Source organism: Corallococcus aberystwythensis, assembly GCF_003612165.1.
In the GTDB taxonomy this organism is placed as follows: Bacteria; Myxococcota; Myxococcia; order Myxococcales; family Myxococcaceae; genus Corallococcus; species Corallococcus aberystwythensis.
On the sequence record NZ_RAWK01000036.1, the window covers coordinates 19,760 to 46,651 of the forward strand.

Genomic DNA, 26,892 nt, shown 5'->3' on the forward strand with positions numbered 1-26,892 from the left:
ACCGCGGCGCCGGTTCATCAGGGGGCCAGCACGTCGAACTGGCAGGTGGAGTCCCCCAGGACGGTGAACGTGGGGTCCGTCCGCAGGTCGATGCCGTAGGTGCCGGAGCCCTGCGCCGTGAAGGTCTGCACCCAGCGCGCGCCCACGTGCTCGCGCGAGTACGACACCCAGTTGCCCTGCGCGTCGCGGAAGTCCGCGTAGAACTGCACCTGGCCCGGGCTGTCCTTCCAATCACAGGCGAACTGGTAGCGCTGACCGGCGGTGGCCTGGAAGGAGAAGAAGTCGTGGTCGACCGGGTCCAGGATGCGGGCGGACACCGCCTGCGTCGGGCCCGTCAGCGGTGTCGCCGTGGCCAGCGTGTCCCCGTGGTCATCCGCGCCCAGGTCCTCGAATTGGAGGGTGTAGCGCCCTTCCACCCAACGTGTCGGCACGACCGGGGAGGTGTTCACGCTCACGAAGTGCGTGGACTGCGAAGCCTTGAAGGCGGCCCTCGTGCGGTCACCCTGCGGACTGACGAACTCGCCGCCCGGTGCGGCGGTCCGGACCTCGCATGGCCTGTTGCCGTCGAGGGTGCACGACGCCCGGTAGTGGTGACCGGACACGACGCCCAGGGAGAAGACATCCGTATCCGTGAAGGTTTCAAACTTCGCCTGCACGGACGCAGTGCCCGCCGCGAGCGCGGTGGCGGTCTGCATGGAGTCCCCGTGGTCCTCCTTCCCCATGTCCTTCAAGACGCAGGTGTACGGCTGGGTGGAGGTGTTGTCCTTCTGGTCCTTGATGGAGGCATAGAACACACCCCCTGGGGACTTGAAGGCCGTGGCCGCCTGGGTCTCCTCGAAGGTGGTGTTGTCGGTGACGCCGTAGCGCTGTCCGCGAAAGTTGAGGATGGAGAGGTCCCAGTACGGCGTGGGGAAGGTGCACTCGAGTGCGTAGACATTGTCCGCCACGCTCTGGAAGGAGAGCAGGTCCCGCTCTCCCCAGTGCTCACCGCTCCCCGTCAGGACCTGCTCCGAGGGCGTCCAGGGCGTCGCCGTGGCATAGAGGTCCCCGTGGTCGTCCGGGCCCATGTCCACGAGGCGAAAGGTGAAGGGCAACCGGGGGGCCTCCGAGTACTCGGAGAACCACGTCAACTCCAGCGCCTGGACGGCGCCCTCCGTGAACCCGGACCAATGCCACACATCGGGGGTGGCGCTGACGGAGTGGGACAGGACTTTGTACTCGAGCGAATTCCCTGCACCGTCCCGCAGGTCCAGGACGTAGCCCTCATTGCCCGCCTCGACGACGAAGTCGTAGTGGTGCCCGGCCTGGGCCACGAAGGCGAACCGGAGCGGGGTCCCCGCGTCCTCCCAGGGAACGGCGTGGAGCTCCGTCGCGGACGGCGTCAGCAGCGTGTGGCCCTCCGGGATGACAGGCGGCGGTTGTTCCGTCCCGGCGTCGGTCCCCGCATCCGAGCCGGCATCGACGGCGGTGCCCGCGTCGGGCGTGGGGTCATCCTTGGAATCACAGGCGCCCAGCGTGAACAGACAGGCGCCGAGCAGGAAGGCAGACAGGGATTGTTTCATCATGTTCATGGGTGGCGCTCAGGGGGTCAGCGCTTCGAATTGGAAGGTGTAGTCGCCCAGGTTCGCTTCGATGCCCGCGCGGAACTCGACGAAGTAGGTCCCCGTTGCCGGGGCCGTGAAGGTCTGGACCCAGTTCGAACCGACGTGCGTGCGGGGCGCCACCTGGGCGCTGCCCTGCTCAGTGGTGATGAAGGAGAACACCTGCTCCTGTCCCTCCCGCCACGGCGAGCTGAACTGGTAGCGCTGTCCCTCGACGGTCTGGAAGGAGAAGACGTCGTGGTCGTTGAGGACGAAGAAGCGGGCCTGGACGGTTTGCGACAGTCCCTTGAGCGGCGTCGCCGTGTACGTGGAGTCACCGTGGTCATCCGTGCCCAGGTCCTCGAACTGGAGGGTATAGGGGAGCGCCGTCCACCGTGCCGGAACGACGCGGTCCCCCTGCGCCCACACGAAGTGCCGGGACTGCTCCGCCTTGAAGGTCACACTCGGATGCGGGTCTGTCTGGTCGGAGCCGTGCTCCGCGTGGACGTTGCAGGGCGTCGGGCCCTCCAGGGTGCACGACGCCCGGTAGAAGTGCCCGGGCAGGACGCCCAGGTCGAAGACGTCGACGTCCTCGATGTAGTCGAGCTTCCCCTGCGCGGACGTCGTGCCCTGGGGCAGCTGGGTCCCGGTGTTGAACAGGTTTCCGTGGTCCTCCAGGCCCTTGTCCCTCAACACGCAGCTGTACGTCTCTGACGACGGAGCCGGGCGCAGGTCCTGGATGGAGACGAGGTGCAGCCCGCCCTGGGACTTGAAGGCCGTGGCGGCCTGCGTCTGCGCGAACGCGTCGCTGTTCACGACGCTGTAATTCGCCCCCTCGAGGTTGAAGAAGTACAGCTGCCAGTCCTGGGCCGGGAAGGTGCAGTCGATGGCGTAGACATGGTCCGCCACGGTGGCGAAGGACAGCACGTCCCGTTCACCGGAATGCTCGCCCAGGCCCGTCAGGGGCTGCTCCAGGGCGCCCCACGGGGACGCGGTGAGGGGCAGGTCCCCGTGGTCATCCAGGCCCTGGTCCAGGAAGCGGAAGACCCACGCTTCCCCGGCCGCGGAGGGCCCCTGCGAGAGCTCCACGGTGTAGACGGCCCCCTCGGTGAGCCCCGACCAGTGCCAGGTGAAGGGAAAGCCTGGCCGCGGGTCGAACTGGTCCAGCGTGACGCCCGCCGCGTCACGCAGGGTCAGGACGTAGCCCTGCTGCCGCGCCTCCGCGGCGAAGTCATAGTGCCGCCCGGACCGGGCCACGAAGGCGAGCCGCGGCGGCTTCACCGCCCCGTCCCAGGCCAGGGTCTGGCGCTCCGGCGAGGGCGTCAGCAGCGTGTGGCCCTCAGGGATGACGGGCGGCGGTTGCTCGGTGGAACCCGCGTCCGAACCGGCATCGGTCCCGGCGTCCACGCCGGGTCCCGCGTCGGGCGTGGGGTCGTCCTTGGAATCACAGGCGCTCAGCGCGAACAGACAGGCGCCGAGCATGAAGGCAGACAGCGGGCGTTTCAACACGGGCATTGGATGGGCTCCCCCTCAGCAGGACGCCCACCCTATGCCACGTCTGACACCCGGCCAATGCACTATCAGTACGCGCTGGAAGTGGGGCGGATGATGATTTCGCTCACGTCCACGTCCGCGGGCTGGCTGATGGCATACGCGATGGACCGGGCGATGGCCTCCGCGGGGATCGCGCCCTTGCGGAACTCGCGCATGTACTCACGCGACGCGGGGTCGCTGATGCTCTCCGCCAGCTCCGACGTGGTGACGCCCGGGGAAATCACCGTCACGCGGATGTCCGCGCCCACCTCCTGACGCAGGCCTTCCGAGATGGCAATCACCGCGTACTTCGTGGCGCAGTAGACCGCCGCCGTCGGTACCACCGAGTGCCCGCCAATGGAAGACAGGTTGATGAACTGCCCCGACTTCTGACGCTTCATCACCGGCAGCCCCGCCGCGATGCCGTGCAGCACGCCCCGGATGTTCACGTCCACCATCCGGTCCCACTCCTCCACCTTCAGCTCCTCCAGCTTGGACAGCGGCATCACCCCCGCGTTGTTGATGAGCACGTCCAGCCGCCCGAACTCCTTCAGCGTGAAGTCCACGAAGCCCTGCACGTCCTCGCGCTTCGTCACGTCCAGCGCCCGGTAGCGCGCCTCACCGCCCTTCGTCCGCAGTTCGCCCGTCAGCGTCTCCAGCCGGTCCGTCCGGCGCGCGCCCAGCACCACCTTCGCGCCCTGTGCGGCGAGCAGGCGGGCCGTCGCCTCGCCAATGCCGCTGCTCGCGCCCGTGATCGCCACGACCTTGCCCTGGATGTTCGTCGTCATCGCTTTGTGTCCTTTGAAGGCCCGGCGCGGGAAGGGCGCCGGGGATGAACGCACCCTCTCAAGGACCGTGGGAACGGCGGTATCCGGATGCTCGCGGACTCTTGCCCATTCCTGCACGAGCGCCCGTTCCCGGCAGGGGTTAAGACGGGAGTGCATGCCGACCGCCCGTCCCGCCTCCGCCCCAAGCCCGCACCTGTCCGAGCTGGCGGCCCTCCTGGAGCGCCACACGCCCACGGATGGCATCCACCCCACCGCCATCCCCCGCGTGGTGCTCATCCGCGCCTCCCAGCCCACCACGCCGTTGCACGCGCTGCACGAACCCGCGCTGTGCATCGTGGCGCGGGGCCGCAAGCAGGTGATGCTGGGCGAGGAGCTGTATGTCTATGGCCCGGACCAGTGCCTGGTCGCGTCGGTGGGCCTGCCCGTCACGGGGCAGGTGGTGGAGGCCTCGCCCGCCGCGCCCTACCTCTGCTTCCGGCTGGACCTGGAGCCCGGGCAGCTGGGCAGCCTGATGATGGAGGCGGAGCTGGACGCGCCCGGACCCACGGACATGGTCCGGGGCCTGGCGCTGGGGCCGGTGGGCGCGCCGCTCCTGGACGCGACGTCGCGGCTGGTGCGGCTGTTGGACACGCCGCGCGACATCCCGGTGCTCGCGCCGCTCATCATCCGCGAAATCCTCTACCGCCTGCTGTCCGGGGAGAACTCCGAACGGCTGCGGCGCATCGCCGTGGCGGACAGCCGCCGGGAGTCCGTCACCCGCGCCATCCACTGGCTCAAGGAACACTACGCCGCGCCGCTGCGCATTGAACGGCTGGCGCGCGCGGTCCACATGAGCCCGTCCGCGCTCCACCACCACTTCAAGTCCGTCACCGCGATGAGCCCGCTGCAGTACCAGAAGCAGCTGCGGCTCCAGGAGGCCCGCCGTCTGATGCTGGCCCAGGCCATGGACGCGGCGATGGCGGGCCACTCCGTGGGCTACGAGAGCCCGTCCCAGTTCAGCCGCGAGTACAGCCGGATGTTTGGTGCACCACCCTCCCGTGACATCGCGAGGCTGCGGGAGTCCCTGGGCTCCTCCCCGGCGGCGGTGCGCTAACCCCCCAGGGCCGATGGCGGTCCCAGCGCATCGTTTCCACGTTGTGCCCCCTTCCGGGGCCATCGCGCCGGAATGCATGCCCCAGGGGAGGGTCGCGATGTCATCTGGAGAAGGGAGTGATTGGGGGCTGAAGCACGCGGCGGAACAGCTCACCGTGGAGGAGCTGGAGCAGGTGGCCCACGAGGAGCGGTTCCGGGACTCCGCCCTGCCTCCCACGGGCAGCGCCGTGCGGTTCCTGCGCGTGCACCTCATGCGCATCGCGGGGCACCTGGGCGAGCTGCACCTGCCGGACTTCCAGGAGGTGGTGGGAAACGCGCTCCAGGCCGCGGAGGGCCCCACGCCCCTGCTCTTCGTCGCCCAGCTGCGGGAGCGGCTCGCGTTCGAGCGGACCAGCTCGCGGCTCTACGCGGGCCTGCTGATGAAGACCCATGTCCTGGGCAGCTACCCCGGTGGCCCCACGCCGGAGCGGCTGGTGGAGCTGCACAACCAGGAGCTGGACCACCTCAACCTCATCCGCGAGTGCATCTACCGGCTCGGGGTGGACGCCCCCCGGATGATGGCGCAGGGAGACAGCGCGGATCCGAGGACCCATGGGTTGCTCCGGGCCGTGGACGACCCGTGCGCCACGCTCCAGGACGCGCTGCGGGCGGTGCTCATCTCGGAGATCCTCAACAACGCGGGCTGGGCGCTGCTCGTGGACCTGGCCCAGGAGCTGGGACCGCCCGACCTGGTGGATGCCTTCCGCGAGGTCCTGCGCGAAGAGACGCTCCACCTGGAGGAGGTCACCGAATGGGTCGCCAACCTTCCGGACGACATCCGCGTCACCAGCACGCGGAGCTCCACCGGCTGACCGCCCTGGCCGCCGCCACGAGGACGGCAGGCCCCCGTCAGCGGGTCACGGGCCGCCGCCGCGCGACGCGCTCCCGCACGGTGGCGATGAAGCGGGGCTTGTCCGCGCTCCCCTTCACGCCGTCGAAGTCCAGGTCCAGGTTCTCCGCGATGGCCCGGAGGTATTCCAGACAGGGCTCGTCCGCGGGCGTCTTGCCCTCCGCGAACAGCGGGTGACAGATGGGGCAGTAGTTGACCACCCAGACGCGCTCGCCCTCCGGAATCTCCAGCGACACGGGGCTGCCGTCGCTCGCGTCCTCGTCGAACGGCTCGATGCACCAGACGCCCGTGGCGTCGTCGTCGTCCATGAGCAGCTCGCGGTAGTTGAGGCTGGGGACGAACTCCCATTCACCCCAGTCGTAGCCGAAGGGCTGCGTCCGCGTGCGCCGGGCGCGGCCCCGGGCCTCCTCGAAGGACTCGACGTCTTCGGGCGCCTCGTCGGCGGCGAAGAAGAACAGGTCCAGGATGGCCTCATCGTTGCCGATGCCCTCCTCCTCGCACTCCTTGCCGGTCTTCTCACCGCACTCGAACGACGAGGGAGGACCGCAGACGCTGCATCGGTAGTCGTGGACACCCATGGCTTGAGCCTATCAATCCCCGCCGTGCCGCTCAGTCGTCGTCATCGTCACCACCGCCGCCGCCGCCGTCACTCAAGTCGGGTTCGCTGAAGTAGAGCCGGTCCGTGATGTTGAAGGTGCACGTCAGCTCGCCCCCGGTCTCATAGCGATAGACGAACCGGCCCTGGGCCTGGCCATCTCCGTGGACCAGCCGGTCCAACGTCAGCGTTCCCTCCACCGGGACGCCGGTGACGGAGGGAAAGCCCGCCTGCCCCAGGCCGATGAACGCGCCCCACTCGCGGATCCGGGACGTGTCCTCGGCCACCAGCGCGTCTCCCTGGCGCAGGAGCTTCACGGTCCACGGCTCGCCGGCCACCGTGGGCTCTCCCGGCATCTGGATGGTCACCCCGAAGTCCTGGAGGCCGGTGGCGCCTTCCGGCACGTAGGCCAGGTAGAGCTGCGTGCCCTGGGCCCCATCGAAGTGGAAGGACGGGGTCATCAGGGCGTTCTCGCTGATGGGCCACACCACGCTCTGGGCGCCATACGCCCCCCGGCATTCGCCTTCGGGCTTGGGAACGGAATCACAACCGGCGGACAGGGCGCACGCCAGCAGCGGCAGCGCGGTGCGGGACAGGAGTCGAAGCATCCGTCCATCCTAACCAGGGTCCCCACCCCTCTCGTCAGTCCCGCCGCGTCATTCACCGGAGGCTTCGAGGACCTCGAAGGTGCACGTCAGCTGGGCGCCGTCCGCATAGCGGTAGTCGAAGCGCCCCTCCGCGGCCACCGCCGTCACCTCGTCCAGCGTCACCGAGCCCTCCACCGGAACCCCGGGCACGGAGAGATAGCCGGACGCCGCGCCGATGTTGCCCACCCACCGCGACACCAGTGACGGCTCCACGGGCACCAGCTGCCCTTCACGAGGGCGGAGGCTCACGGTGCGGTCCTCCTCCACGCGCGCGCCGTCCACCAGGTGGATGTCCACGCCAAAGCCCTCCAGGACCGGCTCGTCCTCCGGCGTGTAGCTCAGGGCGATGAAGGTGTCCGGCAGCTCGCCCGGCCCGGAGCGGTGCACCAGCGAGGAGCGCTCCTCGATGGGCCAGTGCACCCGCCGCCCCTGATGCGTGCCCGTGCACTCGCCCGAGGCCCTGGGCAGGTTGTCCAGCCAGTAGCAGGACGAGACGCAGAAGCCACAGGCCAGCAGCGGCAGCACGGTGCGCGGAGAGAGGGCCATGGCCCGTATCCTAGCCGCCGGAGCCATGGCCCCGGAGGAGCACGCACGACCCGCCGGGCCGCGTGCCTCCGTATGAGAGGGCATGCGAGCCATGACCCTCCGTCGGACGCGGTATCTGCTGGGCGCCCTGCTGTCGTGGGGCGCCTCCGCCTGCACCGGGACGGACGGGCCCGCGTCGCCGTGCGAGGGCGCGGACTGCGCGGCGTCCGGGCTCGCCCGGGCGTTCGACCAGGGCACGCCGTCCTCGCGGGTGCAGCCGCGCGCGGGCTTCGGTGGGCTCAAGGTGCGGCGGGTCTCCGGACGCACCTTCGTGCTGGAGACGACGCGGGACGCGGAAGGACGGGACACCCGCCGGCTCACCGTGTCCGCGCAGGACGGCACGCAGTCGTGGCGGTTCGACGCCGGGGCCGGCGAACACCTGAGCGACTTCACCGTGCACCCCTCCGGGGAGACCACCCTGGGCGTCGAGCGCACGGACGCGACGGCGGAGGCCTTCGACCTGGTGCGCCTGTCCATAGACGGGCAGGTGCTGTCGCGGCAGCCGCTGCCCGCCCCCGCGACGGTGCCCGGCTCCGACCTGGGAGGCACCCTGCCCTCTCCAGTGTTCCGCATGAAGTCGCCCTGGGTGCATGCCCTCACGGACGGCTGGCTGCGCACGGAGGCGCGCGGCGAGGACGTGGCCGTGGCCTTCCTGTCGCTCGTGGCCATTCCGGAGGGCGGGCCCACGACGCAGGAGCTGGCGTCAGGCCTGATGACGCTCCAGTGGACGGACGGGCGCTACACCGAGCAGTGGACCCGCGTCGTGGACGGAAGCCACTCCACGCAGCCAGCCGCCTGGGCCTACGACGAGTTCCGCTGGCGCGAGGCCCCGCTCCGTCCGCTGCTCGCGGTGGACGTGGACGGACGGCTGGTGGTGGGCCGCACCTGGAACAGCTCGCGCTGCCTGGCCTCCAGCCGCACGTTCAATGACTTCACCTCCGTGCACTGCCGCTCCGGTGACGACGTCACCACGCCGGTGGACACCGAGCGCCAGCCCTTCGCCGTGACGGCCTTCACTCCGGTGGGGACACGCATCGGGACGCACGTCTTCGTCCCCGCCCGGGCGGCGGAGTTCGTCGTCTTCGACATGGCGGTGCGGGAGGGGGACGTAGCGCTCGCGGGCACCGTGGTGACGGAGGGCGCGGATGGCACCCTCGCCTACTACCCGTCCGCTCCGGGGGCGCAGGACCGGATGACGCCCTACGACGGCTACCTGGGCGTGCTGTCGCTCGACTCGGGCGCACTGCGCTTCGAGCACCGCGTGGACACGGGCCGCGCGGACCACTTCTCCGCGCTGCGCTGGACGGACGCGGGGCTTGTCGCCGTGGGCGCCTCCGGATGGGACCGGTGGTACGGCGGGATGAGCATCTCGCGCGGCGCCGGGCCCCTGCTCGCGCTGGCGTCCAGTGATGGCCAGACGGTGCGCACGCAGCGGCCCGGCCCCGAGGGACAGGGCCGCCACTTCCACCTGCTGGGGGTGGACGCGGACGGGGACTCGCTGGTGGCGGTGGGGCTCGCGGAGGCGCCGATGACGCACTCCGGAGATGGCGGTCACCAGGAGGCCATGACCTTCGGCGGGCTCGGCGTGGAGCTGCGCTGAAGGCCGCCCGGGCGCCCGGCTGGAGCGGGGCGCCCGGAATGCACTTCAATTGATGGGCGTCACGTAGCAGAAGTCAGACAGGAAGGGGCAGTCCTGGGCGCAGCTGGAAGGCGTCTCGCCGTCGCAGCACACGGAGTCACCACAGATGGGTCCGAACCGGCAGTCCTGCGGGCAGTTGTAGGTGTTCTCCGTGTTGGGATTGCACACGCTGTCGCCGCAGTAGCCGCCGGGGCTGCCGCAGTCCTGCGGGCAGTTGTAGCTGTTCTCCGTGTTGGGATTGCACACGCTGTCGCCGCAGTAGCCGCCGGGGCTGCCGCAGTCCTGCGGGCAGTTGTAGCTGTTCTCCGCGCTGGGGTCGCAATAGCTGTCACCGCAGACGGCGCAAAGGCCGGCGGCGGACGCGGACGCGAACCCCAGGGGCGTCACGTAGCAGAAGTCCGACAGGAAGGGGCAGTCCTGGGCGCAGCTGGACGGCGTCTCGCCGTCACAACACACGGAGTCGCCACAGATGGGCCCGCTGCCACAGTCCTGCGGGCAGTTGAAGGGGTTCTCCGTGCCGGGGTCGCAGATGAAGTCGCCGCAGGTACCGCACAGGGCCTTCTCCTGCCGCGCCAGCTCGGGCGCGGCGGTCTCCGTGTCCACCGTCCCTCCGCACGCCAGCAGCAGGCCCGACACCAGGGCCAGGAGCCCCATCTTCATTCCGTTCATGGTCCGTGTCCTTGTATTCAACGCTTCCGCCCTAAGCGGGCCTTCGCTTGTTAATACGGAAGGCGGATGACGCTCAAAGCCCCGGAGAGCGCGGCGTAGACTGCCGGGCATGACGACCTCCGCTTCCGACGCCTCGCGGCTCTTGGACCTGCTGTGGGAGCGCTATGCCTCCGAAGTCCCCTTCGCGCGCACCTTCGTGGCGCTGTCCGGGGGACGCTTCCGCAACGACCACGTCGCGTTCCGCACGCTCGCGCGGCCGGAGGGAGGCATCGCCCTGTTCTCCCGCGTGTTCGAGCGGTTCGGGTGGCGGCCGGCCGGCACGTACACGTTCCCGGACGCGCACCTGTCCGCCATCTACCTGTCGCACCCGGAAGGACTGCCGCGCGTCTTCCTGTCCGAATTGAAGTCGGAGGAGCTGTCGCCGCGTGCCCGCGAGCTGCTTGCGGCGCTGCCGGTGGATCCGCCCCCGCCGGAGGATGTGGAGGCGCTGGCGGCGTGGTTCACGGCGCCGCCGCCTCCGGATGAAGGCTCGCTGCTGGAGCTGGAGAAGGAGACGCAGTACGGCGCGTGGCTGCTGGCCTTCGGCCGCAAGGTGAATCACTTCACCGGCGCGGTGGATGACGTGGAGGCGTGGCAGCGGCGCATGCGGGAAGCGGGCGTGCCCATGAAGACAGACATCGAGGGCGCGCCCGGCACGTCGCTCCGGCAGACGGCCACGCACGCGGCTCCGCTGCCCCTGACGCTCCGGGGCGGTGGCACGCGCGCATGGCCGTATGCGTATTTTGAGATTGCCGAGCGCTCGGGAGGGTTCGACGGGTTCCTGGGGCCGCAGGCCCGCGCGCTGTTCGACATGACGAAGCGAGGCTGAGACCCGCCTGTCCGCTCCGGGATGGAGGGGTCCATCCCGGGGGTGGGGCCTTCAGGCACAGCGGCGTCGGGGGACGTGTTGCGAGGGTGGAGCCGCCTCTCCACCTTGCCGCACGACGAACCCACGACAGAGGAGGCACAGCATGCCCATGTTCCGACTTCCATTGACGCTCGCCGCGGCCGCGGCGCTTTGTTTCTCCGCCGGTTGTTCCAAGAAGGGAATGCACAAGGAGGAGTCGAAGCAGCCGATGTCCTCGTCCACCGCGATGTCGGCCTCGGCGGATCAACGCTGCCCCATGTCGGTGCCGGGCACGCAGGTCCAGACGCAGGACACCTCCGACGGCGTGTCGCTCATGTTCACCACGTCCGACCCGTCGCAGGTGGCGGACCTCCAGACGCGTGCCCGGCGGATGTTGAACGAGCAGTCCCAGCGCACCAACGCGCAGACGCCCATGGACCTGGCGCAGGAGGAGGACCTGGGCGACAGCCCCACGGAAATCCAGGACGGCCTTGACGATAGCGGCACCGGCGGCGGCGGCACCCAGGGCATGGCCGGGGCCCCCTCCGTTCTCTCCAAGGCGGTGGCGACGGACACGCCGGAGGGCATCACCATCACCTACTCCGCCCAGAATGAGATGCAGAAGCGCCAGCTCATCGACGAGGTCCACGAGACCGCCCGTCAGCTGAAGGGCGGCCACTGCCCCGGCATGTAGCCACACGCCGGGACGGCGGGGAGAACGCCGTCCCGGTGGAAGGCCCTACCGGCGGAACACCACGGTGAGGTTGTTGCTCGGCATCTCCACCACGCGCTCGCGTTGGAGCCCGTGGCGTTCGGCCTCCGCCGTCACCGCGCCCAGCTCGCGCACGCCCCAGGCCGGGTCGCGCGAGCGGAGCGATTCATCGAAGGCGAGGTTGCCCGGCGCGGTCTGCTTCCCTTCCACGAAGTAGGGCCCGTACAGCACCAGCCGCCCGCCCGGCCGCAGCACCCGCGCCGCGCCCCGCATCAATCCCTGACAGGCCTCCCACGGCGCGATGTGGATCATGTTCACGCAGAGCAGGGCGTCCGCGTGCGCCACCGGCCACGTGTCCGAGCTCGCATCCAGCACGCGGGCGGGCAGCACGTTGGTCAGCCCCTCCTCGGTGCACCACGCGTCAATGCTCTCCAGCGCCGCCGGGTCCCCATCCGTCGGCTGCCAGGTCAGCCCCGGGAAGGCCCGGGCGAAGAAGGCCGCATGCTGGCCCGTGCCGCTCGCCACCTCCAGCAGCGTGCCCTCCGGGGGCAGCACCTCCTGGAGGACGGCGAGGAGCGGTTCGCGGTTGCGGTCGGTGGCGGGGGCGTGACGCTTCATGCCCCCACCCTATCCTCGCGCCATCATCCCCGCCGCCCCGGGGGAAGGCCCTCCCGGCGGAACACCACCGTGAAGTTTTCCATGGGATTCTCCGCCACACGCTCGCACTGGAGCCCGTGGCGGGCGGCCTCCTCGATCACCGCCTCCAACTCGCGCACGCCGTGGGACAGGTCGCGCGAGCGGAGCGATTCGTCGAGGGTACGGTTGCGCGGCGTCTCGACTCCCTCCACGAGGAAGGGCCCGTACAGCACCAGTGGTCCGCCTGGGCGCAGCACCCGCCCCGCGCCCCGCATCAATCCCTGGCAGGCCTCCCACGGAGCTCTGTCGATCATGTACACACAGAGAATGGCGTCCGCGTGCGTGACCGGCCACGTGTCCGAACTCGGATCCAGCAGGGGGGAGGGCAGGATGTTGGCATGCCCCTCCTGCACGCGCCTCGTTTCGATGTCCGCCAGCACCTCCGGGTCCGCACTCGCGAACTGGAGGGTCAGCCCCGGGAAGAAATAGCGGAGGCCGCTGAAGGTCGAGAGCTTGCCTGGGATGCTGTCCACCTCCAGCAGCGTGCCCTCCGAGGGCAGCACCTCCCGGAGGACGTCGCTGAGCAGTCCGCGGTTGCGTTCAATGGCGGGGATATGCCGCTTCATGCCCCCATCCTATCCTCGCGCTATCATCCGCCGCCCCAGCGAGGAGCACCCATCCGGTGAAGAGCAGCACGCGCACACGCATCCTGGGAGGCACCGCGCTGGCCGGCGTGCTCGCCGTGGCCCTCTGGGCGGGCTCCCGCGCCTCCCGTCCCGCGCCCCTGCCCCGGGAACGGACGGAGCCGGAGGCCGTAACCGCGCCCCTGCCCTCCGGCCGCCTGGGCTTCGTGGGCGTCGTCATCAGCGAGAGCGCGGACGTCAGCGCTCCGTTCGACGGCGTCTTGGAGCGGCTCACGGTGCGCCTGGACGACGCGGTGGAGGCGGGCACGGAGCTGGGCCGCCTGGACCCGACGCCCCTCCAGCAGGAGGCCGCCATGGCCGAGGCCCGGCTGGCCGCCGCCCAGGCGGAAGCCGACCGCGCCTCGCTGGAGGCCCAGGCCGCCAGTGAGCTGCTGGAGCGCTACCTGCGCTCCCCCACGGAGACCTTCTCCGAGACGGAGCTGTCCCAGACGCGCTACCAGCAGAAGGCCGCCCAGGTCCGCCACTCCGCCGCGCTGGCCGGCGTCCGCGAGCGGCAGGCCGCGCTCGCCCAGGCCCGGAAGCGGCTGGCGGATACCACCCTGCGCGCCCCCTTCGCGGGCCGCGTGGTGGAGCGCTTCGTGGACGCCGGCGGTCGCGTCCACGGGGGCGCCCCCCTGGTGCGGCTGTTGCGCACGGGGCCGGTGCAGGTGCGCTTCGCCATCCCGGAAGAACAGCTGGGCGAGGTGCGCGCGGGCGCCCCGGTGGGGCTGGAGCTGTCCTCGTCCGGCCGCACCCTGCCAGGTCATGTGGAGCGCATCGCACCGGAAGTGGACGCCGCCTCGCGGATGGTGTTCGCGCTGGCCACCTTCGACGCCCCCGGTGACGTGACCTCCGTCATCGTGGGCACGGCCGCGCGCGTCGTCCCCCGCCCCGTGCAGGCCCGCTAGCTGGCGCCCCCCTCGGGGGCGGACTACGCTTTGCCCCGAGGAGACGCGACCGCCGTGGCAGAGGACGACCGGGCCAGACTGTTCCGCACGGAGGCCCTCGAGCACTACACGCAAGGCTGGGAGCGTGGCGGACTGCTGCGCCTGGCGCCCGCGTGGACGACGCCCGTCTTCTGGGTGCTCCTGGGCGCGTGCGTCTTCGCCCTGCTCTTCAGCGCGGTCGTCCACGTCTCCGAGTACGCGGAAGGCCCCGCCGTCATCCGACTGGAGGGCCGCGTCGACCTGCCCTCGCCCGTGCGGGGCACCGTGGCCTCCGTGGAGGTCCGCAGCGGCCAGCGCGTCGCCGCGGGCCAGGTGCTGGCGCGGCTGGGCGCGCCGCAGGAGCTGGCGGAGCTGGAGCGCTACGAGCGCGAGTTCGAGCTGCTCCTGCGCCGCCGCCTGCGCGACCCGTCCGATGAGGGCGCCCGCCAGTCGCTTTCGTCCCTGCGCGCGCAGCTGGAGCTGGCCCGCGTGCGGCTGGACCAGTGGACCGTGCGCGCCCCGGAGGCGGGCATCGTCAACGACGTGCGCATCCACCGGGGCCAGCACCTGGCGGAAGGCGAGGTCGTCGCATCGCTCGTCAGCGCGGACGCCGCCACGCTGGTGACGGCGCTGCTGCCCGGCGAGTACCGGCCCCTGCTCGTCCCCGGCGGCCCCTTGCGCCTGGAGCTGCGCGGCTTTCCCCACCAGTACCAGGAGCTCACCATCGACGAGGTGGGCGGCGAGGTGGTGGGCCCGCACGAGGTGCAGCGCGCCCTGGGCCCCACCCTGTCCTCCAGCGTGGAGGTGAGCGGCGCGGTGGTGATGGTGCGCGCGCGGCTGGCCTCGCGCGCCTTCGAGGCGGATGGCGCGAACATCCAGTACTTCGACGGGATGCTCGGCCAGGCGGATGCGCGCGTGCGCTCGCGGCCCATCCTCCTCCTGCTCGTCCCCGGCCTGCGCGCGCTCTGGCCCTGAAATCTCCCCATGTCCGCCCCCGAGCCCTCCGCGCCCGAGCCGTCGCCCGAGCCACCCCTGAATCCGTCCGCCGGGCCGGCACCGAAGCCGCCGCCCGGTCCATCCGGAGAGCCCTCCCTGCTGGACCGCTTCCCGGTGCTGCGCCGGCTGGGCCCGCGTCCCACCCAGCGCCGCGTGCCCTTCGTGCAGCAGGTGAGCGTGTCGGAGTGCGGCGCCGCCTGCCTCTCCATGGTGCTGGCCTGGTACGGCCGCGAGGTGCCGCTGGAGGAGGTGCGCGACGTGATGGGCGTGAGCATCAACGGCGTCAGCGCCCTGGACATCCTGGACACCGCGCACCGCTACGGCCTGCGGGGCCGGGGCACGCGCCTGGAACTGGAGGAGCTGGAGTTCCTGCCCACCGGCAGCATCCTGCACTGGGACTTCCGCCACTTCGTCGTCTTCGAGCGGCTGCGCGCGGGCTGGGTGGACATCGTGGATCCGGCCATGGGCCGGCGCTCGCTGCCCCTGGAGCAGTTCCGGCGGCACTTCACCGGCGTGGCGGTGCTGCTGGAGCCGTCCGACACCTTCGAGCCCGCCAAACGCCCGCCGCGCACCGTCTGGCGCTATGCGCACCACCTGCTGACCCAGCGTGCGCTGCTCTTCCGCATCCTCGCCACGTCCGTGATGGTGCAGGTGTTCGCGCTGGGGCCGCCCCTGCTCGTCGGGCTCGTCACCGACCGCGTCATCCCCCGGGGGGACCGGGCGCTCTTGTGGGTGATGGGCGCGGGCTCCGTGGGGCTCCTGCTCTTCCAGTTCCTCACGTCGCTCGTGCGCTCGCACCTGCTGTTGCACCTGCGCACGGAGTTCGACGTGCGGGTGACGCTGGGCTTCCTGGAACACCTGATGGAGCTGCCGTACGTCTTCTTCCAGCAGCGCACCGCGGGCGACCTGAGCAACCGCCTCAACAGCAACTCCATCGTGCGCGAGCTCCTGACGTCAGGCGCGCTGTCGGGCATCCTGGACGGCTCCATGGTGCTGGCGTACCTGGCGGTGCTGCTCGTGGCGAGCCCCGCGCTGTGCGCGCTGGTGGTGGTGCTGGGCCTGCTTCAAATCGCCATCTTCCTGGGCGCGAAGAAGCGCCAGCGCGAGCTCATGTCGCGCAACCTGGAGACGGAGGCGCGCTCGCAGGCGTACCAGATTGAAGTGCTGGCGGGCATGGAGACGCTCAAGGCGACGGGCTGCGAGCCGCGCGCGCTGGAGCACTGGTCCAGCCTCTTCGTGGACGTGCTCAACGTGTCGCTGGAGCGCGGCCGGCTGACGCTGATGACCGAGTCCCTCCTGGGCGTGCTGCGCCTGGGCTCGCCCCTGTTCATCCTCTGCTTCGGCGCGGCGCAGGTGCTGGACGGCAACCTGAGCCTGGGCGCGATGCTGGCGCTCAACTCGCTGGCGCTGGGCCTGTTGGGCCCGCTGTCCAACCTGGTGGCCACGGTCATCCAGTTCCAGCTGCTGGGCACGTACCTGGCGCGCATCAACGACGTGCTGGACACGCCGCGTGAACAGGCCGTGCGCCAGGTGCGCCCCACCCCGCGCCTGAAGGGCGGCATCACGCTGGAGAAGGTGTCGTTCCGCTACACGCGCCAGGGGCCCACCACGCTGGAGGACATCTCCGTGGACATCCGCCCCGGGCAGCTGGTGGCGCTGGTGGGGCGCTCCGGCTCCGGCAAGTCCACGCTGGCGAAGCTGCTCCTGGGCATGTACCGGCCGGACTCCGGCCGCATCCTCTACGACGGGCAGGAGCTGTTCGAGATGGACCTGCGCGACGTGCGCCGCCAGCTGGGCATCGTCATGCAGAGCCCCTACGTGTTCGGCGACAGCGTGCGCGCCAACATCGCGCTCACGGACCCCAGCCTGCCGCTGGACGCCGTGGTGGAGGCCGCGAAGCAGGCGCAGCTGCACGACGAAATCATGGCCATGCCCATGGCCTACGAGTCCCCGCTGGTGGACCAGGGCTCGTCCCTGTCCGGCGGCCAGCGGCAGCGGCTGGCCCTGGCGAGGGCGCTGGTGCGCAAGCCGTCCGTCCTGCTGCTGGACGAGGCCACGAGCGCGCTGGACGCCATCACCGAGGCCCAGGTACAGCGCGCGCTCGCGGACCTGTCCTGCACGCGCATCGTCATCGCCCACCGGCTGAGCACCATCATGGACGCGGACCTCATCCTCACGCTGGACGGCGGCCGGCTGGTGGAGGCGGGCCGCCACGACGAGTTGCTCGCCAACGGAGGGCGCTACGCGCAGCTGGTCGCGGCCCAGCTGCGCTGACGGCGGGGCGCTACCGGCAGACGGCGTCCAGCACGTCCAGCGGCTGGAGCGGGAACGGCGGATGGGGGACCCGCTTCCCCTCGATGAGCTGCTCCAGGAAGCTGGAGCCCCAGGTGTCCCCCACGCCGGGGTCCACCGCGTAGGCGGGGTCCTGCAGGGCCTCGTCCAGGGTGATGAAGCGCACGCCGGCCTTCTCATAGGACGTCAGGAGCGCGTCCAGCGTCTGGGCCTGGAAGGCGCCCGCGTGCAGCAGCAGCACGTGGCGCATGCGGTGGCCGGTGGCCTGCTGCCCCGCGGCGTCCGCCCAGCGCAGGAAGTTCACCGCCGTCTTGCGGAAGCCCTCGCGCAGCGACTCCTGGGCCTTCGTGTTGCCCGCGGCCACGCAGCGCGCGTAGGCGTCGTTCCAGGCCCAGTCCCCGAAGTCGATGGTCACCTGCGCCACGCGATAGCCCCTGGCGAAGAGGTGCTTGCGGATGGTGTCTCGCGAGGGCAGGTCCGTGCCCTCCTGGAGGTAGGGGTAGCGGAACGTCTTCCACGCGCGGCCGTCGTCCGCGGTGCCGGCCAGCTCCGCCAGCAGCGGCTCGTTGCGGTCGATGTCCTTCAGGTACGCATCCAGTCCCACCTCGCGCAGGTTCGCGTGCGACCAGGTGTGGCTGCCCAGCTGGTTGCCCGCCGCGAGCCACGCCTTCAGCACCTCGCGCTCGTCCGGCCGGGACTCCACGTGGTGGCCGTTCACGTAGCCCACCGCGGGCGGCATCTGGTGCTTGCGCAGCGTCGCGTTGAGCGACTCGATGACGGCCATGCGCGACATGCCGGGGATGGCGGGGCCATGGGCCGGCAGGTCGTCGAATGTCACCGCCACCTCGATGGGCGGCCGGGCCCCGGGCGTGGCGGCGGACGGCGTCGCGGCAGGAGTCTGCATGGCGGCTTCCGGAGACGAAGGGGTGGTGGCGCACGCGGCGGCGACCGACAGCGCGGCTGCCGAGGCCAGCCACCGCGCGACACGCGGGAGGACGAGGGAGTGTCGGAACATGGAAACCCAGCCTACCCTGACTCCACCGGAGGGAGCACATCCAGGGCGGCGAGGACGTCCTGTCGCCGGCGGGCCACGAGGAACGCGAGTTGCTCCAGCGCGTTGTAGAGGCGGTACAGCGGCGCGTGGGCCCGCATGCGTGCATCCGACTCCGGGCGCAGTCGCGCGTAGGTCTCCCGCAGCGAAGGGGACGCGATGCCCGCGACCTCCAGGCGCACGAGCTCCGCCTCCGGCGAGCCCCAGCGCAGGTAGGGGTCGAGCATCGCGCTGATGCGCCAGCGTCCGTCCGCATCCGGACACGCGAGCAGGTTGGTGCCAAACGGGTCACCGTGCGTGAGGCACGGCGGGCCCGCATCCGCGAGCAGCGCATCCAGCCGTGCATGCACGGCGGCAATGCGAACATTCGCCTCCGGAGGCAGCAGCGAGGTGCCGCGCACGTCATCCCAGGCGGGCGAGTAGAGGGAGCGGAAGAAGGCCGGCCACGAAGCGAAGCCACCGGGCCCCGCTGAACCGGACACAGGTCCCCAGTCCGTGCCCTGCACGGTGTGGAGCGTGGCGAGCAACTCGCCCAGGTGGGCCATGAGGCCGTCCCACGCCTCTGGCGCACAGCGCTGGCGGGCCTCCAGCAGGCTCACGCCTTCGTGGAAGGCCATGAGCAGCCAACTTCGAGGCGCGTCCGCCGTGCCCACGAGGTGGGCGTACACACGGGGCGCGGGCAGTCCCCGCTGGCGCAGGGCCTCCAGATGCAGGGCCTCGCGGGCGAGGTCCACGTCACACGCCGTGCGCGACACCTTGGCCACCGCGCGCCGGCCATCCGTGGTGATGAGCAGGAGCGCCACGTGGACGACCCCACCCGTCAATTCGCGAACCTCCTCCAGCACCACGTCCGGGCCCAGGCCCTCGGACAGCATCGCCTGCAAGGCCTCCCAGGAAAGAGGTGGAACGGCCAGCGTGTCCATGCGTGCGAGAGCCCTCCGAAGGCGGGGAACCGCGCCCCACATCCAGCATCCCCTGAACCCCGGGCCGCGAGCGGAAGTTCCGCGTTGAAGGTGGCTCAGGCCCGAGCAGGCCGCGCCAGAAGGAGGCGAACACGTCCGGAGCGAAAGCACCGCGCGGGCGGATGCATCCGGGAGGCGCTCCACCCAAGGCGATGGCAATCAAAGCTTCAATCAGGTTGTTCTGGGAGTGAGCGATGAAAGAGTCAGACGGGCACAGCCCATGGGCCCCTTGTCCCGCGGGTGGGTGGGAGCCCTGAGGCGGCCCGCCCTCCTTGGCCATCACCCCGAGGGAATTGGAGGGTGGAGGCTCGGGCGGGAGGCCTGCCTCCGGAGACGAAGCGTCCGGACCTGTCCGTCAGTCGGACAGGTTTCCCAAGACCGCGCCCGGCAAGTCTCTCCCGGTGCCCTCACCCGCAGGTCCGCAGGGGGTAAGCCCCGAGGCGGCAGGCAACCGCGGCGTCCCGCAGTCCGGCGCCACAGGAATGTCCCCGCCATGGGAGGGGGACGCCCCTCCAAGCGCCTCGGTTGTCCTCGGTAGCGGGCGCGAGACGGCCGGGGTCGCCAACCTCAAAGCGCGCCATGTCTCAGACGCATCATCCGGTGTGGCAATTGGCGCGAAGAGGCCCCTCTCCGCAACACAAGAACGTGCCTCGGGAGCATCGCCTTGCGTGGCCACCGCGGCGAGGTGGTGGAGGCCCCGCTCCTCAACGCATGGGAGTGCCTTAGGAGCATCGTCCTGCGCTGTGGCTGGCGCGGTAACGCCGCAGTCATGCACTCCACTCTGGGGGTGGGCCGCATGAGCATCGCCCTCCCTGGCGGCTGACGCGAGACGACCAAGGCCCTGCTCCCCAGCGCGGAGACCTGCATCAAACGCCTCATCCTGCTCGCAGGTTGACGTAGGAACGCAGAGGCCACGCGTCTCACCGCAGGGGCGTGCCTCCAGCGCTTCGTCCTGCTCGGTGACTGACACGAGGGCGCCAAGGCCAACCGTCTCAACGCGGGGTTGTGCTTCATATGCCCCATCCTGCCCGGGGACTGACACGGGGACACCGAGGCCACACGTCTCAACGCAGGGCTGTGCCACATATGCCTCATCCTGCTCGGTGACTGACACGGGGCCGCCGAAGCCACGCGTCTCACCGCAGGGGTGTGCCTCTAACGCTTCGTCCTGCTCGTTGACTGACACGGGGACACCGAGGCCACGCGTCTCACCGCAGTGGCATGCCTCTAACGCTTCGTCCTGCTCGTTGACTGACACAGGGCCGCCGAGGCCACGCGTCTCACCGCAGTGGCATGCCTCTAACGCCTCGTCCTGCTTGGTGACTGACACGGGGGCACCGGGGCCGCGCGTCTCACCGCAGGGGTGTGTCTCGTGCGCATCGTCCTGCGCGGAGTCTGTCGCTGGGGCGTCGACGCTGCCCTCCTGAGCGTGGTGGGCCTCGGGGGCCGCCTGCTCCCGAGGGACAGGAGCGAGTTGGTCGAGCACAAGCTCATCGTACGTCTTCATCAGCGCCGGCAGCTGGTGCTGAAGCGCCTGCACGTCGCGCGCATACAGCGCATCCAACGCGCAGATGACCCACTGGCGCATCGCATCGCCGCCCATGAAGGGCAGCAGCCGGTCCGCGATGCCCCGGAAGGCCCGCTGCAGCGACTGGATGAGGAGCAGGTGCCCGGGCCGTGAAGCCACCTGGGCACAAAGCCGCAGCAACTCGAATTCCAGCTGCGCGCAGCGCTCCTTGGGGTGGTACCAGCGCGCCGCGTCCTGGAGCGCGTAGCAGGTGCTCTCCAGCGGCCCCAGGGCCACGGCGGAGGCATTCGCGCAGCAGTCGGAAAGCAGCTCCACCAGCACCTGCCGCTTGAGGCTGAAGAAGCCCTCCAGCAGCCGCCGGGACTCCTGGGTGCGCGTGTCATGCAGCGCCAGCCCCAGGTTCTCCAGCGTCAGGGACTCGTCCAGCGCCACCGCGCGCGCCTGTCGCCCGGGACGCAGCACCACCAGGCCCCGCGCCGCCAGCCGCCGCAAGGCCTCGCGCACCGTGCCCCGGCATACCCCAAAGCGGCGCGCCATCTTCCGCTCCGAGGCCAACCCCCCATTCCTCGGCAGCCTCCTCTGCGCAATGTCCCGCTCAATCTGCTCCTCCACGTACTCCACCAGCCCCACCCTCACCATTCCCGCCGCCCTCCTCGCCCGATGCTTCGCCCATCCAACCAGACGGGTCTGACATGGACGCGCGGGGCAAGCCTGCTGGGACAGCGCGCCCGGGGCCCGGACGGCGCGAACTGGTCCGACAGTCGGACCAGTTGGGCGACGTCGCTTCCGGCAGGGGGACTCGGCCCATGGCTCCGCCTTGGCATCCGCTCGAGCACACCGCCTCGGCACACCGCTGCGCTTCTCCCAAGTGCATCCTCGCGGAGGGCTTCGGTTCCCAGGATGGATTGGCGCGCTTCTGGCAACTGAATCAGTCGCGGAAGTAGGACGCCTGCTGGAAGCGGAGGCCCGCGAGGATCTGTTCGACGCGCGCGTTGGAGAGCGCCCCGATACGCTCACCCAGCCGGACCTTCTCTACCGAGGACACCTGCGACACGACCACGACGCTCTGTTTCGCCAGGTCGCCCTCCCCCACTTCGAGCAGCACGTTTCCGGGCTCGCTCGCCTTCTTCAGGTTGGAGGTCAGCGCGCAGACGATGACAGTGTGGATGCGGGAGCGGTTGAAGACGTCTTCCTGGAGGACCACGTAGGGGTGGGCAATGGGCGGGACGGAGCCCCGCGCCTCGTCTGGCTCGCACCAGAAGAGGTCGCCTCGGCGGATCGTCTTCGGGCCCGTGCTCATGTGCCGGGTTGTCCCACGCGGCGCCGAAGGGGGGCAATCCTTCCCCTGGTCGCGCGTTGGTTGTAGGCAGGGTTCGCGATCAAGCTCCAAGGGGAATCACCATGCGGTCCGTGTTCCGGGATGGCGAAGGGCACTTGCGCAACGGCTGGAAGGGGCTGGGCTTTCTCTTGCCGACCGTCGCCCTGGTGGGCCTGCTGCTGTGGCTCTGGACGCTGTTGCCCGCGTCCGTGAAGCCTTTCGTGCCCCACTCCTTCCTCGCGTTCCTGGGGGTGCTGCTCGGGACCCTTGGAGCCCTGCGGCTCGAACGCCAGCCGCTGGCGTCGCTCGGCATGTCCGTGGGGCGGGGCACTGGGCGCGACTTCGGCGCGGGTGCCCTGGCCGGCGTGGTCCTGGTGGGGGTCGTGGCCATCTGCGGCTGGGTGGCGGGTGGGTTCCACCTGGAGCACGCCGCGAACGCCCAGGTGGCCGCGGTCGTGAAGGCGGCCTGGCTGATGCTGGGCGTCGGGCTCTTCGAGGAGGCGCTGTTCCACGGCTACCTCTTCCAGCGCGCCATCCGGGGCCTTGGCACCTTCTGGGCGCAGGTCGTCATCTCCCTCCTCTTCTGCCTCGCCCACCCCTTCAACACCCAGATGGAAGTCCCCACGCGCGTCGTGGCGATGCTCACCACCTTCCTCGCGGGCTGGATGCTGGGCCTGTGCTACCTGCGCACGCGGCACCTCGCGCTCCCGGTCGGCGTGCACATGGGGTGGAACTGGTTCCTGGGCCTGATGGGCTTCGGCGTGAGCGGCAAGGAGTCCCACGGCTGGTGGACGCCTGTCTTCCACGGCCGCCCGGAATGGCTCACGGGCGGCGCCTATGGATTGGAAGCGTCCATCTTCTGCGTCGTCGTCCTGAGCGTGGCGCTCATCGCCCTGACGCGCTGGAAGGGGTCGGCCGCGCCGGAGCCGCGGGCAATGCCGCGCCCCGACGAGGCTCCAGCGCTGCACGGATAGGCGCTCACGCCCTCAGCGGGCTGCCCATTCCCTGGCAAGCATCGCGTACTGGAATTCGTCGCCCCAGGCGCCCTTGAAGAAGATGTTCTCGATGAAGTGCCCCTCACGGCGCATGCCCAGACGCGCCAACAGGGCCGCGGCCCCGGTGTTCTTCGCGTCCGTCACGGCGAAGACGCGATGCAGGGACAGGGTGCCAAAGACGTAGCCGAGCAGGGCCTTCACGGCCTCGGTGCCCAGCCCCTGCCCCTGGTGAGGCCTCGACAGCGTGAAGCCAATTTCGCCCAGCCGCGGGTCGTCGACGTCCACCCGCAGGGCGCAGTCCCCGATCAGGGCGTTCGTGTCCTTCAGCGCGATGGCGAACTGGAACCAGCCGGGCTCGCCAGGCTGACGTGCCTGCATGAACTCGATGAGCTGGCGCCCCCGCTGAGCGTCGTAGTCCGTCCAGCTCTGGTACCGCGCCACCTCCGGGTCGTTCCGGTAGGCCACCAGGGGCTCCAGGTCCTCAGGCACCAGCCGCCGCAACACCAGCCTGGGCATCACGACCCTGTCGAACGCAGGCACCGCCATGGCGGGCATCACGTCCACATCCCCGTTCGTTTCATCATCGTGCGCCCACGCTAGCGCATCCGGAGGCGTGGCCTCCTCAATCGCGACGGGGCCCGAAGCGGCGCTACTCGCGCGAGGGCAGCGCGGGCCCCGGGCGCGGCGTGTACACGTTGGCGCTCACGGAGCGCGCCGCCGTGGTGATGCCAATCAGGCTCTCCGCGTGCCCCAGGAAGAAGTAGCCCGTCTCCGGCAGCCGCGAGAGCAGCCCCTGGATGACGCGCGCCCGGGCCTCCGGGCCGAAGTAGATGAGCACGTTGCGGCAGAAGATGATGTCGAACGGCCCCATGGGCCACGTGGCCGGCGCGTGCAGGTTCGCGCGGGCGAAGCGCATGAAGTGGCGCAGCTCCGGGCCCGCCGTCATCAGGCCCTCCTGCGTGCGCACGCCCTTCAGCATGTACTTGCGCAGCAGCACCGGCGGAATGCTCCGGGCCCGCTCCATGCTCCAGAGCCCCTCCTCCGCGCGCTTCACCGCCCAGGTGGACAGGTCCGTGGCGACGACCTCCAGGCTCCAGCCAGAGCCCTTGGGGAACGCCTCCAGGAGTTCCATCGCCAGCGAGTACGGCTCCTCGCCCGTGGAGCAACCGGCGCTCCAGACGCGGATGCTCCGGGGCCTCCGGCCCTGCGCCGCCTGGGCCGCCCACTCCGGGAAGACATGCTCGCGCAGGAGGTCGAAGTGGCGGGGCTCGCGGAAGAAGGACGTCTCGTGGGTGCAGAGGCTGTCCAGCATCCGCACCTTCTCCGCCTCGTTCCCCCGCGCGGTGACGTACGCGTGGTAGGCGGCGAAGGACGGCAGCCCCAGCTCCCGCAGCCGCCGCGACAGCCGGTTCGCCACCAGCGCGTTCTTCGCGGAGGACAGGTGGATGCCGGCCTCCGCCTCCACCAGGTGCTGGAACAGCGCCAGCTCCGAGTGCGACAACGCCGGAGGCAGCACCGACGGCCAGAGGTCCTCCCCGCCACTCATCCCCTCACCCGTTGCCTGACACTTCCGGGGCCGGCGGCGCCGCCAGGGCCTGGGACGGCACGGGAGCCAGGGACTCGTCGGTGGCGGCCGTCAGCCGGAGCAATTCCTCCAGCGACAGGAGCCGGTCCAGGTCCAAGAGCAGGATGAAGGTGTCGTTGTGGCGGCCCATGCCCCGGAGGAACTCCAGCCGCACGCGCGTGCCGAAGGCCGGGGGCGGTTCGATGTCCGCGGGCCCCAGCTCCAGCACCTCGCGCACGGTGTCCGTGAGCAGCCCCAGCACCGTCTGCTGGCCGTCGAGCGCCACCTCCACGATGACGAAGCAGGACCAGCGCGTGATGGGCCGGGGCGGCAGCCCGAACTTCACCGCCAGGTCCACGACGGGCACCACGCTGCCGCGCAGGTTGATGACGCCCTGCACGGCCGCGGGCATCCCCGGCACGCGCGTGACGGGGCGGTGTTCGATGATCTCCCGCACCCGCAGGAGGCCCACGGCGTACTCCTCGCCCGCGAGCATGAAGCTCAGGTAGCTGGACCTGCCGCCACCCGGTTCGATGGATTGACTCATGGTGCGCGCGCCTCCCTAGAACCGCTGGAAGTCATGGGGGGCCGGCGCTTCCGCGCCGTTCTGGAGCCGGGCCAGCGACGCGGGCGTGGACGCGGCGAGCGGCCCCTGCGCCGCCGCATGGAGCCCCCGGGCGGGCGAGGCCGGCAGCCGCTGGGCCATGGGACGATGCTGCTGCGCGGAGTGGGTGTTGAAGCTGAAGCCCTCCACCAGCCGGAAGAAGGTCATCATCTGGAGCAGCGACTCCGCCTGGGTGGCCATCTCCTCCGCGGTGGAGGACAGCTCCTCCGCGGCGGATGCGTTGCGCTGCGTGACTTGATCCACCTGCGTCATGGCGCGGTTCATCTGCGACACGCCGACGGACTGCTCGCGCGAGGCGTTGGTCACCTGCTGCACCAGCTCCGACGTGCGGCGGATGGCGGGCACCAGCTCCGACAGCAGCTGGCCGCTGCGCTCCGCGACCTTCACGCTGGAGGTGGCCAGGCCGCCAATCTCCTTCGCGGCCTTCTGGCTGCGCTCCGCCAGCTTGCGCACCTCCGTGGCGACGACGGAGAAGCCCCGGCCGTGCTCACCGGCGCGCGCCGCCTCCACGGCGGCGTTCAGCGCGAGCAGGTTCGTCTGGTAGGCAATCTCCTCCACGATGGAGATGCGCTCCGCGATGGCGTTCATCGCCTCCACGGTCTCCTTCACCGCGCGGCCGCTCTCCTCCGCGTCGCGGGCGCCCTTGAGGGCCGTCTGCTCCATCTCCCGGCTGTTCTCCGAGTTCTGGCGGATGCTGACGTTGAGCTGCTCCAGGCTGGCGGTGGTCTCCTCCACGGAGGCCGCCTGGGAGCTGGTGCCCTGCGACAGCCCCTGCGCGGCGGACGCCACCTGGAGGGACGCGGACGACAGCGAGCCCGCCGCGCCGCGCACCTCGCTGATGACGCCCGACAGCCGCTGGATCATGTCCCGCATGCTGCCCATCATCCGGCCCGTCTCGTCGCTGCCGCGCGCCTGGATGTTCGCGGTGAGGTCACCCGCCGTCACCTGCGCCGTCACCTGCACGGCCTCCGTGAGCGGCTGCACGATGCTGCGGGTGAGGAAGAAGGACAGCAGGGCCGCGATCAACGCGCCCATGACGCCACCGGTGATGATCACGTTGTACAGGTCCTTCACCATGGCCCCGGTCCGGGCGTTGCGCTCCAGCAGGAGCGCCGTCTCGTCGTCCGCGAGCTTGGTGAGCAGCATCCGGATGCGGTCCGCGGTCTGCTTGCCGCGCGCGGACTGCTCCACCGCCACCAGCTGGGCCAGCTCCCCCCGGCCCGCATTGACCTCGCGGCGCTGGGCGATGAGGGGCTCCAGGTGCTGGTTGATCCACTGCTGCAGCAGGTCGCGGATCTCCTGCTGGCGCTCCTGCTGGCGGTGGTCGCTCTGGGTGAGCTGGCGGAGGCTGTCCAGGTTCTGAGACACGCTCAGCCGGGCCAGGCTGTAGGGCTCCAGGAACTTGTCGTCGCCGGTGATGATGAAGCCGCGCTGCCCTGTCTCCAGGTCGGCCATGTCACCCTCCAGGGTGCGCAGGGCGATCAGCACCCGCTGGCTCTCGGTGTCGCCCTCGGCGATCTTCGCGGTCCTGTCCAGGGTGGTGTACACCATCGTCACCACGCTGATGATGATGGCGACCATCGCGCCGAAGGCGAGCGTCAGCTTCGCCGTGATGCTCAGATTGTTGAACATGGGGACTCCGGTACAGCGGCTGAACGCTACGGCGCCCGGGGGGCGTTCGCGGGGGAAGGGGTTTCCAGG

The 26,892-nt window shown here is 70.5% G+C and carries 26 protein-coding genes and 1 pseudogene; 10 read left to right on the forward strand and 17 right to left on the reverse strand.

Annotation, left to right across the window (positions count from 1 at the left end):
* Nucleotides 1–17: 17 nt before the first annotated feature.
* The 3 genes from D7W81_RS08050 to D7W81_RS08060 all read right to left on the reverse strand — a co-directional run bounded on the left by D7W81_RS08050 (nucleotide 18) and on the right by D7W81_RS08060 (nucleotide 3,901).
* A complete protein-coding gene (locus D7W81_RS08050; protein ID WP_120554751.1) occupies nucleotides 18–1,571 on the reverse strand; it encodes a hypothetical protein in 1,554 nt (517 codons plus the stop codon).
* A gap of 9 nt (nucleotides 1,572–1,580) precedes the next feature.
* On the reverse strand, nucleotides 1,581–3,095 hold the full coding sequence (locus tag D7W81_RS08055; protein WP_147445380.1) for a hypothetical protein: 1,515 nt from the start codon (nucleotides 3,093–3,095) through the stop codon (nucleotides 1,581–1,583).
* A 65-nt stretch (nucleotides 3,096–3,160) separates the two neighbouring features.
* Nucleotides 3,161–3,901 (reverse strand): SDR family oxidoreductase, encoded by a 741-nt coding sequence (locus D7W81_RS08060; protein WP_120554753.1) that lies wholly within the window; start codon nucleotides 3,899–3,901, stop codon nucleotides 3,161–3,163.
* A gap of 154 nt (nucleotides 3,902–4,055) precedes the next feature.
* Between D7W81_RS08060 and D7W81_RS08065 the strand changes: the two genes are divergently transcribed.
* Together D7W81_RS08065 and D7W81_RS08070 are read left to right on the forward strand one after the other, a co-directional pair.
* Complete coding sequence (locus D7W81_RS08065) at nucleotides 4,056–4,994, forward strand: AraC family transcriptional regulator (protein WP_120554754.1); 939 nt, start codon at nucleotides 4,056–4,058, stop codon at nucleotides 4,992–4,994.
* A 97-nt stretch (nucleotides 4,995–5,091) separates the two neighbouring features.
* Nucleotides 5,092–5,844: a ferritin-like domain-containing protein gene (locus D7W81_RS08070; RefSeq protein WP_120554755.1), complete on the forward strand. Its 753-nt coding sequence runs from the start codon at nucleotides 5,092–5,094 to the stop codon at nucleotides 5,842–5,844.
* 37 nt (nucleotides 5,845–5,881) lie between these two features.
* On the opposite strand, the gene D7W81_RS08075 is transcribed toward D7W81_RS08070, so the two are convergent.
* Genes D7W81_RS08075 through D7W81_RS08085 form a run of 3 tightly spaced genes read right to left on the reverse strand, consistent with a single transcriptional unit; the run spans nucleotide 5,882 to nucleotide 7,670 of the window.
* Entirely contained in the window at nucleotides 5,882–6,460 is a 579-nt protein-coding gene (locus D7W81_RS08075) for a hypothetical protein (protein WP_120554756.1), read from the reverse strand.
* A 31-nt stretch (nucleotides 6,461–6,491) separates the two neighbouring features.
* Nucleotides 6,492–7,085 (reverse strand): hypothetical protein, encoded by a 594-nt coding sequence (locus tag D7W81_RS08080; protein WP_120554757.1) that lies wholly within the window; start codon nucleotides 7,083–7,085, stop codon nucleotides 6,492–6,494.
* 48 nt (nucleotides 7,086–7,133) lie between these two features.
* On the reverse strand, nucleotides 7,134–7,670 hold the full coding sequence (locus D7W81_RS08085; RefSeq protein ID WP_120554758.1) for a hypothetical protein: 537 nt from the start codon (nucleotides 7,668–7,670) through the stop codon (nucleotides 7,134–7,136).
* Between the two features lie 91 nt (nucleotides 7,671–7,761).
* On the opposite strand from D7W81_RS08085, the gene D7W81_RS08090 reads away from it, so the two are divergent.
* A complete protein-coding gene (locus D7W81_RS08090; RefSeq protein WP_120554759.1) occupies nucleotides 7,762–9,309 on the forward strand; it encodes a hypothetical protein in 1,548 nt (515 codons plus the stop codon).
* Nucleotides 9,310–9,354: 45 nt separating this feature from the next.
* Here the strand turns inward: D7W81_RS08090 and D7W81_RS08095 are convergent, their stop codons facing one another.
* Entirely contained in the window at nucleotides 9,355–10,017 is a 663-nt protein-coding gene (locus D7W81_RS08095; RefSeq protein WP_120554760.1) for a hypothetical protein, read from the reverse strand.
* Nucleotides 10,018–10,126: 109 nt separating this feature from the next.
* On the opposite strand from D7W81_RS08095, the gene D7W81_RS08100 reads away from it, so the two are divergent.
* Both D7W81_RS08100 and D7W81_RS08105 read left to right on the forward strand, forming a co-directional pair.
* Nucleotides 10,127–10,885, forward strand: coding sequence for a DUF1338 domain-containing protein (locus tag D7W81_RS08100; protein ID WP_120554761.1), 759 nt, complete (start codon nucleotides 10,127–10,129; stop codon nucleotides 10,883–10,885).
* A 142-nt stretch (nucleotides 10,886–11,027) separates the two neighbouring features.
* The gene (locus D7W81_RS08105) at nucleotides 11,028–11,597 is read left to right on the forward strand and encodes a hypothetical protein (RefSeq protein WP_147445381.1); all 570 of its coding nucleotides are present in this window, start codon (nucleotides 11,028–11,030) and stop codon (nucleotides 11,595–11,597) included.
* Nucleotides 11,598–11,642: 45 nt separating this feature from the next.
* On the opposite strand, the gene D7W81_RS08110 is transcribed toward D7W81_RS08105, so the two are convergent.
* Complete coding sequence (locus D7W81_RS08110; protein WP_120554763.1) at nucleotides 11,643–12,233, reverse strand: DUF938 domain-containing protein; 591 nt, start codon at nucleotides 12,231–12,233, stop codon at nucleotides 11,643–11,645.
* A gap of 23 nt (nucleotides 12,234–12,256) precedes the next feature.
* The gene (locus D7W81_RS08115; protein ID WP_120554764.1) at nucleotides 12,257–12,877 is read right to left on the reverse strand and encodes a DUF938 domain-containing protein; all 621 of its coding nucleotides are present in this window, start codon (nucleotides 12,875–12,877) and stop codon (nucleotides 12,257–12,259) included.
* A 56-nt stretch (nucleotides 12,878–12,933) separates the two neighbouring features.
* On the opposite strand from D7W81_RS08115, the gene D7W81_RS08120 reads away from it, so the two are divergent.
* The 3 genes from D7W81_RS08120 to D7W81_RS08130 are packed head-to-tail and all read left to right on the forward strand — an operon-like array spanning nucleotide 12,934 to nucleotide 17,130.
* Nucleotides 12,934–13,842, forward strand: a complete 909-nt coding sequence (locus D7W81_RS08120) for an efflux RND transporter periplasmic adaptor subunit (protein ID WP_158621488.1) — start codon at nucleotides 12,934–12,936, stop codon at nucleotides 13,840–13,842.
* 54 nt (nucleotides 13,843–13,896) lie between these two features.
* Nucleotides 13,897–14,835 carry an efflux RND transporter periplasmic adaptor subunit gene (locus tag D7W81_RS08125; protein WP_120554766.1) on the forward strand — a complete coding sequence of 313 codons (939 nt, stop codon included), beginning with the start codon at nucleotides 13,897–13,899 and terminating at the stop codon, nucleotides 14,833–14,835.
* A gap of 9 nt (nucleotides 14,836–14,844) precedes the next feature.
* The gene (locus D7W81_RS08130; RefSeq protein ID WP_120554767.1) at nucleotides 14,845–17,130 is read left to right on the forward strand and encodes a peptidase domain-containing ABC transporter; all 2,286 of its coding nucleotides are present in this window, start codon (nucleotides 14,845–14,847) and stop codon (nucleotides 17,128–17,130) included.
* Nucleotides 17,131–17,140: 10 nt separating this feature from the next.
* Here the strand turns inward: D7W81_RS08130 and D7W81_RS08135 are convergent, their stop codons facing one another.
* Both D7W81_RS08135 and D7W81_RS08140 read right to left on the reverse strand, forming a co-directional pair.
* The gene (locus tag D7W81_RS08135; RefSeq protein WP_120554768.1) at nucleotides 17,141–18,163 is read right to left on the reverse strand and encodes a polysaccharide deacetylase family protein; all 1,023 of its coding nucleotides are present in this window, start codon (nucleotides 18,161–18,163) and stop codon (nucleotides 17,141–17,143) included.
* An 11-nt stretch (nucleotides 18,164–18,174) separates the two neighbouring features.
* Nucleotides 18,175–19,122 (reverse strand): aminoglycoside phosphotransferase family protein, encoded by a 948-nt coding sequence (locus D7W81_RS08140; protein WP_158621490.1) that lies wholly within the window; start codon nucleotides 19,120–19,122, stop codon nucleotides 18,175–18,177.
* A 1,411-nt stretch (nucleotides 19,123–20,533) separates the two neighbouring features.
* Between D7W81_RS08140 and D7W81_RS44305 the strand changes: the two genes are divergently transcribed.
* Nucleotides 20,534–20,842: a hypothetical protein gene (locus tag D7W81_RS44305; RefSeq protein WP_306440876.1), complete on the forward strand. Its 309-nt coding sequence runs from the start codon at nucleotides 20,534–20,536 to the stop codon at nucleotides 20,840–20,842.
* Nucleotides 20,843–21,145: 303 nt separating this feature from the next.
* Here D7W81_RS44305 and D7W81_RS44310 read toward each other — a convergent pair.
* Nucleotides 21,146–21,328 (reverse strand): annotated as a pseudogene (locus D7W81_RS44310) (GntR family transcriptional regulator); the annotation flags it as partial.
* Nucleotides 21,329–21,617: 289 nt separating this feature from the next.
* A complete protein-coding gene (locus D7W81_RS08150; RefSeq protein ID WP_120554771.1) occupies nucleotides 21,618–21,989 on the reverse strand; it encodes a type II toxin-antitoxin system PemK/MazF family toxin in 372 nt (123 codons plus the stop codon).
* Nucleotides 21,990–22,090: 101 nt separating this feature from the next.
* On the opposite strand from D7W81_RS08150, the gene D7W81_RS08155 reads away from it, so the two are divergent.
* Nucleotides 22,091–22,981, forward strand: a complete 891-nt coding sequence (locus D7W81_RS08155) for a CPBP family intramembrane glutamic endopeptidase (RefSeq protein WP_120554772.1) — start codon at nucleotides 22,091–22,093, stop codon at nucleotides 22,979–22,981.
* A 12-nt stretch (nucleotides 22,982–22,993) separates the two neighbouring features.
* On the opposite strand, the gene D7W81_RS08160 is transcribed toward D7W81_RS08155, so the two are convergent.
* The 4 genes from D7W81_RS08160 to D7W81_RS08175 all read right to left on the reverse strand — a co-directional run bounded on the left by D7W81_RS08160 (nucleotide 22,994) and on the right by D7W81_RS08175 (nucleotide 26,823).
* The gene (locus D7W81_RS08160; protein WP_120554776.1) at nucleotides 22,994–23,548 is read right to left on the reverse strand and encodes a GNAT family N-acetyltransferase; all 555 of its coding nucleotides are present in this window, start codon (nucleotides 23,546–23,548) and stop codon (nucleotides 22,994–22,996) included.
* Nucleotides 23,549–23,651: 103 nt separating this feature from the next.
* Nucleotides 23,652–24,548 (reverse strand): CheR family methyltransferase, encoded by an 897-nt coding sequence (locus D7W81_RS08165; RefSeq protein ID WP_120554773.1) that lies wholly within the window; start codon nucleotides 24,546–24,548, stop codon nucleotides 23,652–23,654.
* 4 nt (nucleotides 24,549–24,552) lie between these two features.
* On the reverse strand, nucleotides 24,553–25,113 hold the full coding sequence (locus tag D7W81_RS08170; RefSeq protein ID WP_120554774.1) for a chemotaxis protein CheW: 561 nt from the start codon (nucleotides 25,111–25,113) through the stop codon (nucleotides 24,553–24,555).
* Nucleotides 25,114–25,128: 15 nt separating this feature from the next.
* Entirely contained in the window at nucleotides 25,129–26,823 is a 1,695-nt protein-coding gene (locus D7W81_RS08175; RefSeq protein ID WP_120554775.1) for a methyl-accepting chemotaxis protein, read from the reverse strand.
* Nucleotides 26,824–26,892 lie beyond the last annotated feature (69 nt).

Coding starts and splice junctions, on each gene's coding strand:
- D7W81_RS08175 (WP_120554775.1), bottom strand. CDS start 26,823: ATGTTCAACAATCTGAGCATCACGGCGAAGCTGACGCTCGCCTTCGGC.
- D7W81_RS08130 (WP_120554767.1), top strand. CDS start 14,845: ATGTCCGCCCCCGAGCCCTCCGCGCCCGAGCCGTCGCCCGAGCCACCC.
- D7W81_RS08165 (WP_120554773.1), bottom strand. CDS start 24,548: ATGAGTGGCGGGGAGGACCTCTGGCCGTCGGTGCTGCCTCCGGCGTTG.
- D7W81_RS08075 (WP_120554756.1), bottom strand. CDS start 6,460: ATGGGTGTCCACGACTACCGATGCAGCGTCTGCGGTCCTCCCTCGTCG.
- D7W81_RS08070 (WP_120554755.1), top strand. CDS start 5,092: ATGTCATCTGGAGAAGGGAGTGATTGGGGGCTGAAGCACGCGGCGGAA.
- D7W81_RS08160 (WP_120554776.1), bottom strand. CDS start 23,548: ATGGCGGTGCCTGCGTTCGACAGGGTCGTGATGCCCAGGCTGGTGTTG.
- D7W81_RS08155 (WP_120554772.1), top strand. CDS start 22,091: ATGCGGTCCGTGTTCCGGGATGGCGAAGGGCACTTGCGCAACGGCTGG.
- D7W81_RS08105 (WP_147445381.1), top strand. CDS start 11,028: ATGCCCATGTTCCGACTTCCATTGACGCTCGCCGCGGCCGCGGCGCTT.
- D7W81_RS08140 (WP_158621490.1), bottom strand. CDS start 19,122: ATGGACACGCTGGCCGTTCCACCTCTTTCCTGGGAGGCCTTGCAGGCG.
- D7W81_RS08080 (WP_120554757.1), bottom strand. CDS start 7,085: ATGCTTCGACTCCTGTCCCGCACCGCGCTGCCGCTGCTGGCGTGCGCC.
- D7W81_RS08055 (WP_147445380.1), bottom strand. CDS start 3,095: ATGCCCGTGTTGAAACGCCCGCTGTCTGCCTTCATGCTCGGCGCCTGT.
- D7W81_RS08060 (WP_120554753.1), bottom strand. CDS start 3,901: ATGACGACGAACATCCAGGGCAAGGTCGTGGCGATCACGGGCGCGAGC.
- D7W81_RS08150 (WP_120554771.1), bottom strand. CDS start 21,989: ATGAGCACGGGCCCGAAGACGATCCGCCGAGGCGACCTCTTCTGGTGC.
- D7W81_RS08050 (WP_120554751.1), bottom strand. CDS start 1,571: ATGAACATGATGAAACAATCCCTGTCTGCCTTCCTGCTCGGCGCCTGT.
- D7W81_RS08170 (WP_120554774.1), bottom strand. CDS start 25,113: ATGAGTCAATCCATCGAACCGGGTGGCGGCAGGTCCAGCTACCTGAGC.
- D7W81_RS08100 (WP_120554761.1), top strand. CDS start 10,127: ATGACGACCTCCGCTTCCGACGCCTCGCGGCTCTTGGACCTGCTGTGG.
- D7W81_RS08095 (WP_120554760.1), bottom strand. CDS start 10,017: ATGAACGGAATGAAGATGGGGCTCCTGGCCCTGGTGTCGGGCCTGCTG.
- D7W81_RS08090 (WP_120554759.1), top strand. CDS start 7,762: ATGACCCTCCGTCGGACGCGGTATCTGCTGGGCGCCCTGCTGTCGTGG.
- D7W81_RS08135 (WP_120554768.1), bottom strand. CDS start 18,163: ATGTTCCGACACTCCCTCGTCCTCCCGCGTGTCGCGCGGTGGCTGGCC.
- D7W81_RS08085 (WP_120554758.1), bottom strand. CDS start 7,670: ATGGCCCTCTCTCCGCGCACCGTGCTGCCGCTGCTGGCCTGTGGCTTC.
- D7W81_RS08115 (WP_120554764.1), bottom strand. CDS start 12,877: ATGAAGCGGCATATCCCCGCCATTGAACGCAACCGCGGACTGCTCAGC.
- D7W81_RS08110 (WP_120554763.1), bottom strand. CDS start 12,233: ATGAAGCGTCACGCCCCCGCCACCGACCGCAACCGCGAACCGCTCCTC.
- D7W81_RS08065 (WP_120554754.1), top strand. CDS start 4,056: ATGCCGACCGCCCGTCCCGCCTCCGCCCCAAGCCCGCACCTGTCCGAG.